16 protein-coding genes are annotated in these 12,981 nt (G+C 65.0%); 7 read left to right on the top strand and 9 right to left on the bottom strand.

Annotation, left to right across the window (positions count from 1 at the left end; genetic code table 11):
* Nucleotides 1-32: 32 nt before the first annotated feature.
* The 3 genes from ACFQ24_RS13775 to ACFQ24_RS13765 all read right to left on the bottom strand — a co-directional run bounded on the left by ACFQ24_RS13775 (nt 33) and on the right by ACFQ24_RS13765 (nt 3,059).
* Nucleotides 33-1,079 carry a homocysteine S-methyltransferase family protein gene (locus ACFQ24_RS13775; protein ID WP_380912134.1) on the bottom strand — a complete coding sequence of 349 codons (1,047 nt, stop codon included), beginning with the start codon at nt 1,077-1,079 and terminating at the stop codon, nt 33-35.
* Nucleotides 1,080-1,176: 97 nt separating this feature from the next.
* Nucleotides 1,177-2,091, bottom strand: coding sequence for a methylenetetrahydrofolate reductase (gene metF, locus ACFQ24_RS13770; RefSeq protein WP_380912132.1), 915 nt, complete (start codon nt 2,089-2,091; stop codon nt 1,177-1,179).
* Nucleotides 2,088-3,059: an ArsR/SmtB family transcription factor gene (locus ACFQ24_RS13765; protein WP_380912130.1), complete on the bottom strand. Its 972-nt coding sequence runs from the start codon at nt 3,057-3,059 to the stop codon at nt 2,088-2,090. Before ACFQ24_RS13765 ends, metF begins: the two co-directional genes overlap by 4 nt.
* A gap of 217 nt (nt 3,060-3,276) precedes the next feature.
* Here ACFQ24_RS13765 and ACFQ24_RS13760 point away from each other — a divergent pair, with 217 nt between their 5' ends.
* Together ACFQ24_RS13760 and ACFQ24_RS13755 are read left to right on the top strand one after the other, a co-directional pair.
* Nucleotides 3,277-3,492: a circumsporozoite protein gene (locus ACFQ24_RS13760; RefSeq protein ID WP_380912128.1), complete on the top strand. Its 216-nt coding sequence runs from the start codon at nt 3,277-3,279 to the stop codon at nt 3,490-3,492.
* Between the two features lie 84 nt (nt 3,493-3,576).
* Nucleotides 3,577-3,807, top strand: coding sequence for a hypothetical protein (locus ACFQ24_RS13755; protein WP_380912126.1), 231 nt, complete (start codon nt 3,577-3,579; stop codon nt 3,805-3,807).
* A gap of 63 nt (nt 3,808-3,870) precedes the next feature.
* Here the strand turns inward: ACFQ24_RS13755 and ACFQ24_RS13750 are convergent, their stop codons facing one another.
* Entirely contained in the window at nt 3,871-4,308 is a 438-nt protein-coding gene (locus tag ACFQ24_RS13750; protein WP_380912124.1) for a glycine zipper 2TM domain-containing protein, read from the bottom strand.
* A gap of 192 nt (nt 4,309-4,500) precedes the next feature.
* Here ACFQ24_RS13750 and ACFQ24_RS13745 point away from each other — a divergent pair, with 192 nt between their 5' ends.
* Nucleotides 4,501-5,493 carry an esterase-like activity of phytase family protein gene (locus ACFQ24_RS13745; protein ID WP_380912122.1) on the top strand — a complete coding sequence of 331 codons (993 nt, stop codon included), beginning with the start codon at nt 4,501-4,503 and terminating at the stop codon, nt 5,491-5,493.
* An 84-nt stretch (nt 5,494-5,577) separates the two neighbouring features.
* On the opposite strand, the gene rpmB is transcribed toward ACFQ24_RS13745, so the two are convergent.
* On the bottom strand, nt 5,578-5,871 hold the full coding sequence (gene rpmB / locus ACFQ24_RS13740; RefSeq protein WP_066767868.1) for a 50S ribosomal protein L28: 294 nt from the start codon (nt 5,869-5,871) through the stop codon (nt 5,578-5,580).
* A 146-nt stretch (nt 5,872-6,017) separates the two neighbouring features.
* Here rpmB and ACFQ24_RS13735 point away from each other — a divergent pair, with 146 nt between their 5' ends.
* Together ACFQ24_RS13735 and ACFQ24_RS13730 are read left to right on the top strand one after the other, a co-directional pair.
* Complete coding sequence (locus ACFQ24_RS13735) at nt 6,018-6,239, top strand: hypothetical protein (protein WP_380912120.1); 222 nt, start codon at nt 6,018-6,020, stop codon at nt 6,237-6,239.
* Between the two features lie 37 nt (nt 6,240-6,276).
* Nucleotides 6,277-6,738 (top strand): nucleoside deaminase, encoded by a 462-nt coding sequence (locus ACFQ24_RS13730; protein WP_380912118.1) that lies wholly within the window; start codon nt 6,277-6,279, stop codon nt 6,736-6,738.
* On the opposite strand, the gene ACFQ24_RS13725 is transcribed toward ACFQ24_RS13730, so the two are convergent.
* Nucleotides 6,735-8,597, bottom strand: a complete 1,863-nt coding sequence (locus ACFQ24_RS13725) for a hypothetical protein (protein WP_380912116.1) — start codon at nt 8,595-8,597, stop codon at nt 6,735-6,737. The genes ACFQ24_RS13730 and ACFQ24_RS13725 overlap by 4 nt on opposite strands.
* Before the next feature lie 45 nt (nt 8,598-8,642).
* Here ACFQ24_RS13725 and ACFQ24_RS13720 point away from each other — a divergent pair, with 45 nt between their 5' ends.
* Nucleotides 8,643-9,059: a GtrA family protein gene (locus tag ACFQ24_RS13720; protein ID WP_380912112.1), complete on the top strand. Its 417-nt coding sequence runs from the start codon at nt 8,643-8,645 to the stop codon at nt 9,057-9,059.
* A gap of 4 nt (nt 9,060-9,063) precedes the next feature.
* Here the strand turns inward: ACFQ24_RS13720 and ACFQ24_RS13715 are convergent, their stop codons facing one another.
* The gene (locus tag ACFQ24_RS13715) at nt 9,064-9,954 is read right to left on the bottom strand and encodes an AraC family transcriptional regulator (protein ID WP_380912110.1); all 891 of its coding nucleotides are present in this window, start codon (nt 9,952-9,954) and stop codon (nt 9,064-9,066) included.
* A gap of 180 nt (nt 9,955-10,134) precedes the next feature.
* On the opposite strand from ACFQ24_RS13715, the gene ACFQ24_RS13710 reads away from it, so the two are divergent.
* Nucleotides 10,135-10,866 (top strand): SDR family oxidoreductase, encoded by a 732-nt coding sequence (locus tag ACFQ24_RS13710; protein WP_380912108.1) that lies wholly within the window; start codon nt 10,135-10,137, stop codon nt 10,864-10,866.
* Between the two features lie 139 nt (nt 10,867-11,005).
* Here the strand turns inward: ACFQ24_RS13710 and ACFQ24_RS13705 are convergent, their stop codons facing one another.
* Both ACFQ24_RS13705 and ACFQ24_RS13700 read right to left on the bottom strand, forming a co-directional pair.
* Nucleotides 11,006-11,806 (bottom strand): LytR/AlgR family response regulator transcription factor, encoded by an 801-nt coding sequence (locus ACFQ24_RS13705; protein ID WP_380912106.1) that lies wholly within the window; start codon nt 11,804-11,806, stop codon nt 11,006-11,008.
* Entirely contained in the window at nt 11,803-12,909 is a 1,107-nt protein-coding gene (locus tag ACFQ24_RS13700; RefSeq protein ID WP_380912104.1) for a sensor histidine kinase, read from the bottom strand. The genes ACFQ24_RS13705 and ACFQ24_RS13700 overlap by 4 nt, the downstream gene beginning before the upstream one ends.
* Between the last annotated feature and the right edge of the window lie 72 nt (nt 12,910-12,981).

Genomic DNA, 12,981 nt, shown 5'->3' with positions numbered 1-12,981 from the left:
ACCCCTCCCGCAAGCGGGAGGGGAACTAAAGATCAAGCCGCGATGTGCATCGGCTCCAAACCCGCAAGCCGCGTCACGACCGGCAGCTCAGGCACGGCGCGCGGCTTTTCGCCCGTCAGCGCCCGCGCCACCGCGCCGATATGCGCCGGGGTCGTGCCGCAGCAGCCGCCGACCATGTTGACCAGCCCCTCGTCCACCCAGTCGCGGATCAGTTTCGCGGTGGTTTCGGGCAGCTCGTCATATTGGCCAAGCTCGTTGGGCAAGCCGGCATTGGGATAGGCCAGGATCAGCGTGTCGGCATTTTTCGAGAGTTCGGCCAGATAAGGCCGCAGCAGGTCCGCGCCGAAGGCACAGTTCACGCCGATCGTCAGCGGCTTCAGGTGCCGCAGCGAATACCAGAAGGCGTTGATCGTGTGGCCCGACAGGTTGCGGCCGGACATGTCGGTGATGGTGAAGCTGAGCATCAGCGGCACCGGACGGCCTGCCGCAGCTTCCGCTTCGCGCGCGGCCATGCCCGCCGCCTTTGCGTTCAGCGTGTCGAAGCAGGTTTCGACCAGCAGAAAATCGACGCCGCCCGCGATCAGCGCGTCGCACTGTTCGCGATAGTCGGCCTTGAGCGTGTCGTAATCGACCTCGCGATAGGCCGGATCGTTGACGTCGGGCGAGATCGACAGCGTCTTGTTCGTCGGGCCAATGGAGCCGGCGACGAAGCGGGGCTTGCCGTCCTTTGCCGTGGCTTTCTCACAGGCCGACCGGGCGAGCGTCGCGGCGGCGACATTGATGTCCCACACCAGATGTTCGCACCCATAATCTGCCATCGCGATCTTGGTGGACGAGAAGGTGTTGGTCTCCACCATGTCCGCGCCCGCCTCCAGATAGGCGGCGTGGATGCCCTCCACGATGTCGGGCCGGGTGAGGCAGAGAAGGTCGTTATTGCCCTTTTGGTCCTTGGGCAGGTCGAGATCGCCGCGATAGTCGGCTTCGGTCAGGCCATGTTTCTGGATCGACGTGCCATAGCCGCCGTCGAAGATCAGGATCTTCTCGGCGGCAAGTTGGCGGAGTTGGTCTTCGGCGGTCATTTTCTTGTCCCCTCGTCCCGTTCGGTTCGAGCTTGTCGAGAACCCTGCGCGTTAGGGTTCTCGACAAGCTCGAACCGAACGGAAGGGCGGTTTATATTCAGGCGTCTACCGCCTCGGCCTTCACCTTCGAACGCAGGCCGAGCAGATGGCAGATCGCATAGCTCATTTCGGCGCGGTTGAGCGTGTAGAAATGGAAGTCGCGCACGCCGCCCTCGTGCAGCTTGCGGCACAGTTCCGCCGCGATCGTGCTCGACACCAGTTGGCGGGCGGCGGGCAGGTCGTCGAGGCCATCGAACAGCCGGGCCATCCATTGCGGGACATCGGTGTTGCACATGGCGGACATGCGCTGGACAGCGGCAAAATTGCTGACCGGCATGATGCCCGGCACAATGTCCGCGTCGATGCCCTGCCCGCGCACCTTGTCCATGAAGCGGAAATAGGTGGCTGGCTCGAAGAAGAATTGCGTGATGGCGCGGGTGGCACCGGCGTCCAGCTTGCGCTTGAGATTGTCGAGGTCGCCCTGCGCGCTCGCGGCTTCGGGATGCACTTCGGGGTAGGCGGACACGCTGATCTCGAAATCATGGCGCTTCCTGAGCCCCTCCACCAGTTCGGCTGCACCCCTGTAGCCGTCCGGATGCGGCTCGAACCGGCCGCCCGCTTCCGGCGGATCGCCGCGCAGGGCGACGATGTGGCGCACGCCCGCTTCCCAATAGGCGTCGGCTATGTCGTCGATCTCCGCCTTGCTGGCCGCGACGCAGGTCAGGTGCGCAGCGGCGGCCAGTGGCGTTTCCCGCGCAATACGGGCGACGGTATTGTGGGTCCGCTCCCGCGTCGATCCGCCCGCGCCATAGGTGACGGACACGAATTGCGGCCCAAGCGGCGTCAGCGTCTCGATCGCCGACCAGAGCTGCGCCTCCATCTTCTCCGTCTTGGGCGGGAAGAATTCAAAGCTCACGCGGGCGTCGCCGCCCAGGTCCGCAAAATGCGGTACGGCGGGATCGATGTTCGTCATGCGGAAATCCGTCCTTCGATGGGCAGAACCTGCGCGCCCGTGCGCCGGCCCAGCCAGAGTTGTACCGTCAATTCCTGGCCCGGCAGCGTTTCCACCCGTTCCAGCGCAAGGCCCGCTTGCGCAAACCAGCCGGCGATCTGATCGTCGGAAAAGCCGAGGCGCGCATGCTGGTCCCGCGTGCGCAGCTCTTCCCGTTCGTGCGCGGCGAAGTCGGCGATCAGCACCCGGCCGCCCGACGCCATCACCCTCGCCGCTTCCGCAATGACGGTTTCGGGCGCCTGCGCATAGTGCAGCACCTGATGCAGCAGCACCGTATCGACGCTGGCGGGGTCGAGCGGCAAGTCGAGGAAATCGCCCAGCAACAGGGCATATTTGTCGCCCGCATCCTGCGGCAGCTTGGCGCGGGCGAGGCGGAGCATGTCGGGGCTGCGATCCAGCGCCGTCACCGCGTCCGCCTGCCCCCCGAACAGTTCGATCATGCGCCCGGTGCCGGTGCCGATGTCGAGCATACGTCCGATGGGTTCGCGGGCAAGCAGCGCGATCATCGCGGCTTCGACATCGGCTTCCGCGACATGGAGCGAGCGGATCGCGTCCCATTGTTCGGCATGTTCGGCGAAATAGCTCTCCGCCGCGCGGGCGCGATCGGCGCGCACGGCGGCCAGGCGCGCCAGATCGGCCGCCTGCCAAAGCGCTTCGGCCGCGGACGGCTCCAGCCGGTCGAACAGGGTGAGGAAAGGGGCGACGGGCGGCGTGCGGGAGAGGCGCAGGAAAACCCAGTTACCTTCCTTGCGCCGTTCCACCAGCCCGGCTTCGGCCAGTATGCGGACGTGGCGCGACACGCGCGGCTGGCTCTGCCCCACAACCTGCGCGATCTCCCCCACGGCCAGTTCCATGGCACGCAGGAGATGGACGATGCGCAGCCGCGTGGGATCGCCAAGTGCCCGGAAAATGTCGAGTGCCGCGTGCATGGAAGGATCATATAAAGAAATCTTTATATGCGTCAATGGGCAGGTGTTCGGGGTAGCCATGAGGCGGTTTTGTGCCCCCTCTCCCTTTGCGCCACGTTAAAAACGGATTGCGTTGGATCGCCCAACTCATTACGAATCGGCGCGCAGGCGCAATGGGGGGTGAGCTTTTCTCCGAGAGTGGTCTGCAATTTGTTTTTCTCAGAGAGGGGTTTAGCCCATGACCAAGTCGATTGCTCTTTCGTTCGTTCTCGCTGCTTCGCTCGGCCTCGCTGCTTGCTCGGGCGGCCATGAAAACGCCACCAACAACGCCGCGAACGCCGCTGAAAACGCTTCGAACGCTGCCGACAACGCCATGAACGCTGCGCTGAACGCCGCCGACAACGCCGCGAACGCCGCGTCGAACGCGACGAACAACGCCGCGAACGCGATGTAAGTCCCACCGGGGATTTCGAGTTTAGGGAGGGGGTCGCACCGGAAACGGCGCGGCCCCTTTTCCTTTGGCGGGAGGATCAGCGCGATGCGGATGGGATGGGCCATGTCCCTGCTGGCGATGCTGACTGCCTGCGGGTCGGGCGATCAGGACGGCGTCGGCGGCGTTAGCGCCGGCGACGCCAAAGCGCTCAACGAAGCCGCCGCCCGGCTGGACGCGGAACCGCGCGGATCGGCGGATGCCGGCCTCAATCCTGCCGCGACCAGCGCCGCGCGCGCGGATCGCGAGAGACGACCGCCGAAGGGCATTCCGCGCTGAACCGCGAAAAGGCCGCCCCTCTTGTGAGGAGCAGCCTTTCCCTTGGTCGTATAAGACGGGATATCAGCAGTTGCGGTCGATCGCCCGACCGGCCAGCGCGCCTACGCCCGCCCCGACGATCGCGCCGGTGGTGCCATCGCCACGGCGGTAGCCGTACCGGTCACGCCCGCCCTTGCCGATCTCGTTCCCCAGCAGCCCACCGGCGATCGCGCCGATGATGGTGCCGCCCGTGCCATTGTCCCGGCAGCGATAGCCGCCGCGATAGCCACGATAGCCGCCGCGATAATAATCGCCGCGATAGCCACGGTCATAGCCGCGATAATAACCGCCACGGTCGCCGCGATAACCGCGATAGCCGCGGTCGTAACCGCCGCGATAATAGTCGCCCCGTTCATAGCCGCCGCGATAATATTGGGCGCTGGCAGGGGCCGTAGTGGCGACGAAGGACGCAGCGCCCATTGCCAGAGCGGCTCCCATATTCACAAGAAACTTCATCTTCATGGCGTTGCTCCTCCAATAGCCATCCTCTTGGGCGGCGTCCCTGGACAGAACGGGATTGCCCATCGATTGATCCCGTTATGCCCGAGTCGGTTTGAGCCGAGCCTGAATGGCGGTGACAGCGCTCGTTCATGCTGGCGCATCTTGTCACGCAACTGCTGCACCTTGACCGATAATCGCCTATGCCGGGCCGCGATGCAGCGAATCCTGATCGTCCTGGCGCTGGCCGTGCTCCTTCTGCCTGCTCCCCCTGTCAACAAGCCGGCCATTGTTCATGCGGGCGCGCTGCTGGTCCATGCCCACCCCGTAGCGCTGGACAGTGCAGATCCCGAAAGGCGCACCTTGGGCGCGCTTACCTATTTGGGCGGATGGTCGCTGGAAAGCGATGCTCCGGGGTTCGGAGGCATGTCGTCCCTGCTGGTCGACGGAGACGGACAGGTGCTGGGCCTGAGCGATTCCGGCACCCTTACCGGGTTCCATGTGGGGTCCGGCCCGGATCGGCGACGCCCCTTCATCGCGCCGCTGCCGATCCGCCCGCAGGACAGGCATCGCGACTGGTGGATGTGGGATTCGGAATCGATGACCCATGATCCGGAGAGCGACCGCTATTGGGTCGGCTTCGAGATGCTGCAGGCCATCTGTCGCTATAGTCCGGGGTTCGCGCGGGTGGAGGCGTGCCGCACCTGGCCGGAGATCGTCGCCTGGCCGGAGACCGGGTCGATCGAGTCCCTTGCCCGCCTGCCGGACGGGCGCTTCATCGCCATTGGCGAGATGGGGATGACACCGGACGGGCGGCATGACGTGCTCCTCTTCGCACGCGATCCTGCCGAAAAGGACACGCCTGCCCCCATCCATCTGCGCTATGCGCCGCCGCAGGGCTATCGCCCCACCGACGCTGTGGCGCTCGACGCGCGACACCTGCTGGTGCTGAACCGGCGGCTGACGGTGCAGGACCTGTTCAGCGCCACCATCGCCATCGTGGAGTTGCCGAAGCGGATGGAAAGCGGGACGGTGTTGAAGGCGCGCACCCTCGCCCGGCTCGCGCCTCCGCTACTGGCCGACAATTTCGAGGGGATCGCGATCACGCGGGAAAAAGGGCGGTGGGTGATCTGGGTCGTGTCGGACGACAATCACGAATTTTTCCAGCGCACGCTGCTGCTGAAATTCGGGTTGGCGGCGCTGCTTTGAAATGCGCCCCGCGGTGAAGGGAGGAAACGCAAAAAAGCGGCCCGGTGAGGGGCCGCTCCTTATGCCGAAACGAATCGGGGAAGGTCAGGCCGCGACGGCGGCCTTCTTCTTGAGGATGTCGCGCTTCAGGCGACGGGCCTTGAGCGACAGCTTGTCGTCGCTGGTCTTGACCAGCCAGTTGTCCAGGCCGCCATTATGTTCGACCGAACGCAGGCCGTGGGTCGACACGCGCAGCTTGACGGTGGTTTCCAGCGCCTCGGAGATCAGCGAGACATTCTGGAGGTTCGGCAGGAACACACGCTTGGTCTTGTTGTTGGCGTGGGACACATTGTGACCCACCTGGCGGCCCTTGCCGGTCAGCTCGCAGATGCGCGACATAGTCAATCAACCTTTGAATTCGGGTTCGTTCGGAAAGCCGCGCCGATAACGGGATTCGGCCGAGCCGTCAACCCGCAGCAGCCCCTGGCGCGCAACCCTTTCGCGCGCCGCGGCGTTTGTTCTTCCATATACCCGAGGAGGCGACAATGAAAGCCATAGGCGGCGTGCTGATCGTGATTTTGCTGATCCTGGCCGGCGGGATCGCCACCGGCTTCATCGACCTGCAACGCACGCAGGCCGGAAGCCTGCCGGAGGTGCAGGTAAAGCCCGGCGAACTGCCCAAATATGAAGCGAGCGTCGCCAAGGTCGAAGTGGGCACGCGGAACGAGACCGTTCAGGTGCCGACGGTGGATGTGAAGAAGCCCTGAGATTTGCGGCGCGGGCGGACTGTTGTAAGGGCGGGGCATGGCTGCTCCGCCCTTTCCCTTGCCCGCCCCCATGCGTCGCGCGCTCGACCTTGCCCGGGCGGCGGGGGAAGCGGGCGAAGTGCCGATCGGGGCGGTCGTGACGAAGGATGGCGCGATCCTTGGCGAAGGACAGAACCGCAACCGCCGCGACAATGACCCCACCGCCCATGCCGAAATCGTCGCTATGCGCGCGGCAGCGGCGGCGCTCGGCGATTTCCGCCTGACGGGGTGCGACATCTGGGTCACGCTGGAGCCATGCCCGATGTGCGCGGGGGCGATTTCCCATGCGCGGATCGCGCGGCTCTATTATGCCGTGTCCGATCCGAAGGGCGGCGCGATCGAACAGGGGCCGCGCCTCTTCACCCAGCCGCAATGCCTGCATCGGCCTGAGGTCTATGGCGGGCTGGCCGAGGCGGAAGCCTCGGCTCTGCTGCGCGACTTCTTCGCCGTCCGCCGTTAATAGCGGATCCGGTAGAGCTGGTAGGGCAACGTCATGCCCGTCCTGAGCGGCACCGGCTCCAGCCAGTCAGGCCGTTCGCCCCGCATCAGCCCCGCATAGAAGCCCCTCGGGCTGCGCGCCTGATAGATGGTGCCTTCAGGGAAAGCCGGGCAGATCAGCAGATAGGTCGCATGATGCTTCGCCGCGATGGGCCGGAAGGCGCTCGCCGGCCCGTCGAAGGCGTGGTGGATGTCGAGAATCGCGGCGCCATTGCGATGATAGGGGCCGGCGATGGCGCTGTGGTGCGTGGTGGCGATCAGGCGCGGGCCGAGATCGACCATGGTGAAGATGGTGGCGGGCGGCAGCTGGTCCAGCACCTCCAGCGCGGGCAGCGTGCGGCACCGGCCGTTCGCCTTGTTGATCGCATCGGTGCGCGCCTTGGCGGACGGCCGCCAGGGCTTTAGCGTGGTGCCGGTCGCTTGCTGCCAGAGCGCCAGGGCCGGCGCATAGAGGGGCGATGCCGCTGCCGCGAGCGCGATCAGCGCCGCGCCGATGCCCGCCGCGATCCGCGCCCGCTTCGTGCCGGTGAAGAGCGCCGCGACCAGCCGGTGCGCGGCCCAGGCGGCGGGCGGGATCGCCAGCAATTGCGCCGCCGGCCCTGCGCGCAACTGCCAGAAGAGCAGCGCGGTCGAGAAGAGCATCATGAGGCCCACCGTGGCCCAGGCCCAGAGCCGCTCGCTGTCGTGTCGCGAATCCCATAATGCCCAGAGCAGGCCAAGGAGGCCTGCGACCGGCATCGCCATCAACGGCACGACCAGGCTTTGCGCCTGCGCCGTGATCGGTTTTGCCTCACGGATGTTGACCAGCCACAGCCGCTGCAGTTCGGGCGAGATTTGGTAGGGGCTGAGGCATTGGGGCCAGTTCAGGTAGAGAAAGGCCGCGACCGCGCCGCCGACGACAGCGCCCGCCGCCATCCGCATCGGCCATCCGCGCAGGGGCAACAGCGACAACAGCACCATCCCCGCCCCCGCCGCGCCGAACACCGCCACCCATATGGGCGAGATCGCGTCGCAAACCATCGCCCGGTTGGCGTAGCTGGCGAAGAGCAGATAGAGGATGGAGGTCGCGCCCGCCAGGCTGATGCCATAGGGCAGCATCCGCCGCTCCGCGCCCGGTCGGAATACCCAGCGCAGCGCGATCAGCGCGCCGCCCGCCGCCAGATAGACGATCATCTCCATGCCGATGGCGACGGACAGCGCGCTGCTGACCCCCGCCATGATGCCGCCGCGCACCCGTCGCTCGTCGATCACCCCGGCCAGCGTCGTCAATGCGAGCGCCAGTTGCCAGCCATGATGATCGATCCGCATCGGTGCATACATGGCGAGCGCCATCTGCGTCGCGAAGGGTGCCAACACGGCGGGCAGCCAGCCGTTCGGCCCCGCCAGCCGCCGCCCGATGAAACCGAGGCTCAGCATCAGCAGCAGCAGCGGGAACAGCGGCGCAATGCCGCAGGCCAGCCGATCGGCCAGCCCCTGGTCCAAGAAGGCGCGGAAGAACAGCATCAGGCCAGCGATCGGCAGGTCCACCAGCCGCGACCAGTGGATGTTCGCGCCCACAGGCGGGTCCAGCCGATACTGGCGCAGGTCGAACCAGCCTTGCCCTGCCAGCCAGTCCTTCACCTGAAGATAGCGGATATTATCGTCCGTATCGCCCAGCACCAGCCAGTGGATCGCGGGCCAGCGCACGGTCACATAGCCGACAGCCGTGGCGATCCAGATCAGCAGGGTCAGCCATTTCCAGTGGCGCTGCGCCTGGTCCAGCAGGATGCGTGCCCACACAAGGGCGCGGTTTCGCACGCTATGGCCGCTATGCAATGTCATGCCGCTCGATTAGAGGCTCCGCACCAAAGCGCAACGGGGACCGTCATGAAATATCTGTCACCTTTGTCGCCGGAGCATCAGGCGCTGTTCTGGCAGATCCTGCGCTATGGATTGACGGGGCTGTTCGTCACCGCGTGTCAGGCGGCGATCTACTGGGTACTGGCCGCGCTGGCAGGGCTGCATGTGCAGCTTGCCAATTTCATCGGCTATCTGGCGGCGGTCGCGATCGGTTATGTGTCGCACAGCCTGTTCACCTTTCGCGGCCATGGCGGCGAGGCGAACCATGCCGCGCGCGGGCTCCGCTTCGTGGCCGTTTCGGTCATCAGTTATGCGCTCAACGCGCTATGGGTGTTCCTGTGTGTTACGCACCTGCGCTGGCCCGACTGGTCGCCCATTCCCGCCATGATCTTCGTGACGCCCGCGCTGGTGTTCGTGCTCAACCGCCAATGGGTGTTCCGCTGACGGGCTAGATCGCCAGCGCTACCTGTGGCCGGGCGCGCAGGCGGCTGAGGTCGCGCTGGGGCGGCGCGCCAAAGAGGCGGCGATATTCGCGGCTGAATTGGGAGGGGCTGTCATAGCCGACGCGGAAACCCGCCTCCGCCGCGTCAAGCCGGTCGGCCAGCATCAGGCTGCGCGCTTCCTGCAGCCGCAACTGCTTCTGATATTGCAGCGGCGTCATGGCGGTGGCGCGGCGGAAATGGTCGTGGAAGCTCGACACGCTCATGCCGGCAATCTGCGCCAGCATCGGGCCGCTGAAAGGCTCGCGGAAATGCGCTTTCAGCCAGGCGATGGCGCGCGCGATCTGGCCCGTGCGGCTCTCGCCAGCGGCGATGGCGCGGACGATGCCGCCGCTGGGGCCGGTCATCAGGCGCACGAGCAGTTCGCGCTCGATCAGCGGGGCGAGCAGCGGGGCGCTATCCGGCTGCCCCAGGAGCGCGGTCAGGCGCGTCGCGGCATCCAGCAATTCGGGCGTCACCGGTTGCAGGGACATGGCCGGGCCGTCCTGCACCGGGCTTGGCGGCAGCGCGAGCGCGATGTCCGACAGGATCGGCGGGTCGAGATAGAGACAGAAGCAGAGATAAGGCTCCTCCCTGCTCGCCTGCATTACCGTGCCGGTGATCGGCAGGTCGAGCGACGCGACGAGATAGCTTGCCGGTCCATATTCGATAACCGCCTCCCCCATCAGGACGCGCTTGGCACCCTGCGCGATGATGCAAAGCGCGGGGCGCTGGACCATGTGCACTGGCTCGCCCTGGCTGGACCAGCGGACGACGCCGAGGCGCGGAATTTCGGTTTCGAACAGGCCGTCCGTTTCGGCATATCGGGCAATCAGATCGGCCAAGGCCTGATGGGACATGCGGCATCTCCTTGCGCCCTTCCTATACCGCCGCTGCCAGCGCTTTTCCACGCCCAGCCAGTGGATATCGGAAAATCGTGTAATCTTTCCGGACGACCATTCTACCGTCCTTGCCGCCTGTCGCGGCATTTGGGGGTCATCGGATCGAGAGTCGATCCGCCGGACACAGGAGAAGCTATCATGACGATGGAGAACAAGGTCATTGCGATCACCGGCGCCAGCAGCGGCATCGGCGAGGGAACGGCGCGGCTGCTGGCGGCGCGGGGCGCGAAGCTGATGATCGGCGCGCGGCGCACCGACCGGCTGGAGCGACTAGCGGAAGAATTGAACGCGGCGGGCGGATCGGTTGCCTTCCGGTCGCTGGATGTCACCGATCGCGCCGATTTCGAGGCGTTCGTCGCCGCCACCGAAGCCGAATATGACCGCATCGACGTGCTGGTGAACAATGCGGGGCTGATGCCGCTGTCGCGTTTCGACAGCCTGAAGGTCGATGAATGGGACCGGATGATCGACGTCAACATTCGCGGCGTGCTGCACGGCATTGCGGCAGCCCTGCCCCGGTTCAAGGCCCAGGCCAGCGGCCAGTTCGTCAACGTGTCGTCGATCGGGGGCTATGCCGTCTGGCCGACCTGCGGCGTCTATAGCGCGACCAAATATGCGGTGCGCGCCATATCCGAAGCGCTGCGCATGGAGCATGTCGACATCCGCGTCACCATCATCGCGCCGGGCGTGGTGGAGTCGGAACTGGCCGACACGATCACCGACCCGGTCGCAGCGCAGGCGATGGTGGATTTCCGCTCTATCGCCCTGACCCCGGACGCGATCGCCCGCGCCATCGCCTATGCGGTGGAGCAGCCGGCCGATGTCGATGTGGGCACGCTGATCGTGCGGCCGACGCGGTCGACGATCTGACAAGGTCGGGACATAGGCTGTACCTTGACCGTTCGGGCTGAGCCTGTCGAAGCCCTGCTCTTCTGCTCCATCAAAAGAGAAGAGAGCGCTCTTCGACAGGCTCAGGGCGAACGGAGATTTTGAAGCTACCCGGCAACGTTCAATGCACGAAGCGGGCCACCACGTCGCGGTAGGAGCGGCTGACCTTTACCTGGGCGCCGCTTTCCAGAACCAGGAAACATTCGCCGTTGGTGTGGGGCTTTACCTGGCGGACCTGGCTCAAGTTGACGATGGTGGAGCGGTGGACGCGCTGGAAATTGCGCGGGTCGAGGCGCTTTTCCAGATCCTTCATCGTTTCGCGCAGGATCAGCGAATTGTCGGCGGTGTAGATGCACATATAGTCGCCCGCCGCGTCGATCCGCTCGATCGAATCCACGTCGACGCGGAATATCTGCCCGCGATCCTTGATGTTGATGAGTTTTTCGAACCGGTTGGCGGCCGGCGTGTCGTCGTCCGCCGCAAAATCGCTCATCGCCTGGGGGGCGACCTCGGCCAGCACTTCGCGCAGCTTCTCGGCCTCCTGCACCTGCCGTTTTTCGGACAGGCGCTGGCGCACGCGGTCGAGCGCATCGGCGAGCCGGCCATCCTCGACCGGCTTCATGAGATAATCGACCGCCTGCGCCTCGAACGCGCGGATCGCATAGTCGCCATAGGCCGTCACGAAGATGAAGAGCGGCGGCTCGACCTCCATCATGCCCTGGACGACGGAAAAGCCATCGAAACCGGGCATTTGAATGTCAAGGAACACAAGGTCGGGTTTGTGCGTCTTTATGGCGCGGATCGCTTCGCGGCCGTTGGTGCAGGTTTCGATGATTTCGACATCCTCATGCGCTTGGAGACGCAGCTGAAGGCCTTGAATAGCCAGGCTTTCGTCGTCGACGAGGATTGTTCTGATGGTCATGCGGCCACTTTCGATGTTTCATCCATGTTAAGCGGAAATTCGATAATGACCGAAAATCCGCCCGGCGTGGAACGCGTTTCGAAGCTCTGTCGTTCCCCGAAGGCCTGAATTAACCGGTCCCGGATGTTCGGCAGTCCAACGCCCGTCCCCTCGCTCATGGGAATGTGCGGCTTCATTCCGCCTTCGTTCAATCCCGGTCCGCTGTCCGATACGATGATCCGGACGTTTTCACCGGCAGGCTGCGCGCTGACCGAAATATCTGCGCCTTCCTCCTTGGGCGTGACCGCATATTTGATGGCGTTTTCAACGAGCGGCTGAAGCAAGAGAGACGGAAGCCGCGCCTTGGCTACGGCAGGATCGATGCTGAAGCTGGTGCGCAGCCGATCCTCGAACCGCATCTTCTCTATCTCCAGATAGAGTTTCAGCGTCTCGATCTCCTGCTCGATCGTCACCTGAGCCGTGGGTTCGTTGATGAGCGTGTAGCGCAGGAAAGAGGACAGGCGCGAGAGCATCGCGTTCGCCCGGTCGGTCTGTTTCAGCAGCACCAGCGTCGAGATGCTGTTGAGCGTATTGAACAGGAAATGCGGGTTGAGCTGGTAGCGCAGCATCGCGAGCTGAGCGTTCGCCGCCTGATTTTCGAGGCGCAGCAACTGGTCCGCCTGCTCCTCCACCGTCAGGTAGAAGTTGATGGCGTAATAGAGCGCGGACCAGGCCCCGATCAGCGTCACCGAGAGGTAGAAGGCACCCAGGAACAATTGCAGGCCCGCCGTCTCGCTCGCGCGGTTCTGCGTGGAAAAGACCCAGGCGTCGATGAAGGCGACCAGCCCCGCCGCCAGCACAACCGTCAGGATCGACACGCCCCAGGTGATGATGGGCCGCTGCTTGAGCAGGAAGCGGAAGACGACCGCGATCAGCAGCGTCACCGAATAGCCGGTAACGGTGGATATCAGCACCGGGATCAGGCTGGAAAAGGGCTGCCCATTGGCGACGGTGGACGAGCCGCGCAGCAGGAAGGCACCCGCCCACCCCAAGGATTGGAGATTCCAGAAGGCGCGGTTCTTGTCAGCAAAGAAGGGCTGAGGCTGGATACGGGTCACGGACATTGCGGCAGAGCCTAGCTCGCCACGCGCCGGATGGAAACACTCCGTTCATGAAGGGCGGCCGCTGCGCCTGTA

The organism is Sphingobium olei (assembly GCF_042678845.1).
Taxonomy (GTDB): domain Bacteria; phylum Pseudomonadota; class Alphaproteobacteria; order Sphingomonadales; family Sphingomonadaceae; genus Sphingobium; species Sphingobium olei.
The sequence above is the reverse complement of the archived record's forward strand: the minus strand, read 5'-3'. Positions and strand labels throughout refer to the sequence as shown.